Consider the following 2,264-nt stretch of genomic DNA (forward strand, 5'->3'; position numbering starts at 1 on the left):
CCGAAGGCCCGATATCGAGGCACGCGCCGCAACCTCTTTGACCTCAGGCGACTCGCCGCCGTCCAAAACCTTGAGGTCGCCGCTCGCTACCAGCGCGCGGCGTGACCTAACCTGTTCGGCGCTCTAGCACATCAAAAATTGCCTCAAGTTGCTCAGCAGAAGGGAGACGACTCCCCTGCTCTAGCAGCGAAATGGCCGTACGGTTGAGCACCGCGTTTTTCTCTGCCACCTGGACCTGACTAAGACCACTCCGGGCTCGATACTCCGCAACAATGCGTCCAATGCGCTTAATCGCCGCCACATCATCAGCCATATCCTCACCCCCTCATCGTCAACTATTGCTTAGCTCTGTCATCCACTCCAAGCTGCCCCAACACACCCCACACATCTCCATTAGAGACTTTAGACACATTGCCCTTTGACGCCAAGCCTCCGCTCAGTGAGTCACACGTGGAGAGCACTCCCTCATAGAGAATCTCTAAAATCCCTGCCGTAATATCCTCAGGAGGAAGGAGACCATCTATTCTTCTGAGGTCTTTAAACTCAAGCCCAGCAAATATCTTCGCAACCCGCTCAAGTGCGCCCGCCGTCTCAAAATGATTAGCCTTATCCCCTCGCTGTCGAATCCGCTGCAATCCGACATGAGGGCTGACCTGGAGAATTATCAGCAAGTTTGGCGGAGGCGCAAAACTCTCATTCAACCTTAGCAACTCCTGCAGATCCATCCCGCGCGCACCTTGATAGGCCACCGTCGAGAAATAATACCTATCAACAATCACTAACTTCCCGGCTTCCATCGCAGGAGAGATACACTGTTCAACATGCTCTCGCCTATCTCGAATGAAATAATCCAACTCATCTTCGGCAGAGAGTCTTCCTGACGTTGCCGACTCACGCAGTTTCCGCCCCCAAGGACCATCAGTGGGCTCCTTGGTTCTGACTACATCGACACCCGCCTCACCAAGTCGCTCAGCTAGCTTTGCTGCTTGCGTTGTTTTCCCAGCGCCATCGATGCCTTCGATAGCAAGGAGGAATCCATTAGGAATTAGAGTGGGCACTTAACAATCCTCACTCACACGCAAAGTGCACGTCAAGCCGACATCGGAACACATGTAGAACATACACCCACGCCGCTTTGCCGTAGGCCAATGCGTTCCCTCATGACTTAGCTAAACTTGAGAGTCTTCAGACTGGTGTGGACCGCTGCATTGTCCAGCACGAGGTGGATGCGACGAGCGCGCCGGTATTCCCCTGCCAGCCGCCAGAGCAACTGGATGAAGAGGTCGCTGGCCTTGGATTTGCCCTCCACCCACGTCAGCTTTCCCGTCCGGACATTCAACGCTCCAGCCAGGAAGCGCTTCTGGTTGTTGCCCGGGGTCACCACCACCCGACGCTGCCCCGGAAGACACCAGTCGTGTCCGACCTTGGGGTTGAGATGGATGTCCACCTCATCTACGTGGAGCACGGGCTCTTCGGGGGGCGTGTGTGCATGCAGGCACTTCAACTCGTAGAGCCGGCGCCGACGCTTCCACGCGGGCCAGGGACACTTGACGATGGGCCTGGCGGCCTTGCGCCGCGCGCCGAGCCAGGTGAGCGCGCGGCCCATGGTCGCCACGGAGACCTGGGGCAGCCCGCGGCGCTCAAGCTCCAGGCACAGCAACTCCCGTGTCCAGGTGGGCCGGCACCAGCCCCAGTCCTCGGGCGTTCCCACCAACACCCGCGCCAGCCTCTCTCGGAATCGCTCGTCTACCTTGCGCTGGCCGTTGCCCTCCCTCCTGTCTCGTAACGCTCCGCGTCCGTCCTCCCGGTAGCGGAGCACTGCGCCGACGACGGTGGAGGTTGCACAGCCCAACTCCCGGGCTGCCGCGTTGCATGAGGCTCCCCGCCCCACAGCCGCCACGGCCATGCACTGCCGCATGGTGAGCGGGCAGCCGCTCCTCTCACCCCACCTCAGCAGCGCCTGCCGCTGCTTCCTCTTCAGCCACTGCCTACCTTTGCCCTCGGGCAGGGCCTTCTCGCTCTCAGGTCTTCTGCGCACACAGAGCCGAATGAGAAGTGCCCCTGCTCCCTCTTCCCGCGCACTTCCCGCCTGCCCGCCCTTCAGCCTGATCGAGAATCACGAACTTCGGTTTAGGTCCAATGCCGATCAGTTAAGGGGGAGAAGGATCATACTGCCGCGACCGCGTTCAAGGAGGAGGTCGCGTGGGAAGAGGTCCATTCGGGTACTTGCCCTCTGCGGATGAGGGTGCGTTCGACCGGCTGTG

At 59.6% G+C, this 2,264-nt stretch carries 3 protein-coding genes; all 3 read right to left on the minus strand.

Annotated features, from left to right (window positions below; genetic code table 11):
- Positions 1 to 106: 106 nt before the first annotated feature.
- Entirely contained in the window at positions 107 to 313 is a 207-nt protein-coding gene (locus FL311_RS46400; protein ID WP_141333352.1) for a helix-turn-helix transcriptional regulator, read from the minus strand.
- A gap of 22 nt (positions 314 to 335) precedes the next feature.
- The gene (tmk, locus tag FL311_RS42670) at positions 336 to 1,058 is read right to left on the minus strand and encodes a dTMP kinase (RefSeq protein ID WP_141333354.1); all 723 of its coding nucleotides are present in this window, start codon (positions 1,056 to 1,058) and stop codon (positions 336 to 338) included.
- A 107-nt stretch (positions 1,059 to 1,165) separates the two neighbouring features.
- Positions 1,166 to 1,918 carry an IS630 family transposase gene (locus FL311_RS42675; protein WP_228557467.1) on the minus strand — a complete coding sequence of 251 codons (753 nt, stop codon included), beginning with the start codon at positions 1,916 to 1,918 and terminating at the stop codon, positions 1,166 to 1,168.
- Positions 1,919 to 2,264 lie beyond the last annotated feature (346 nt).

It is taken from the genome of Myxococcus sp. AB025B, assembly GCF_006518215.1.
GTDB lineage: Bacteria > Myxococcota > Myxococcia > Myxococcales > Myxococcaceae > Myxococcus > Myxococcus fulvus.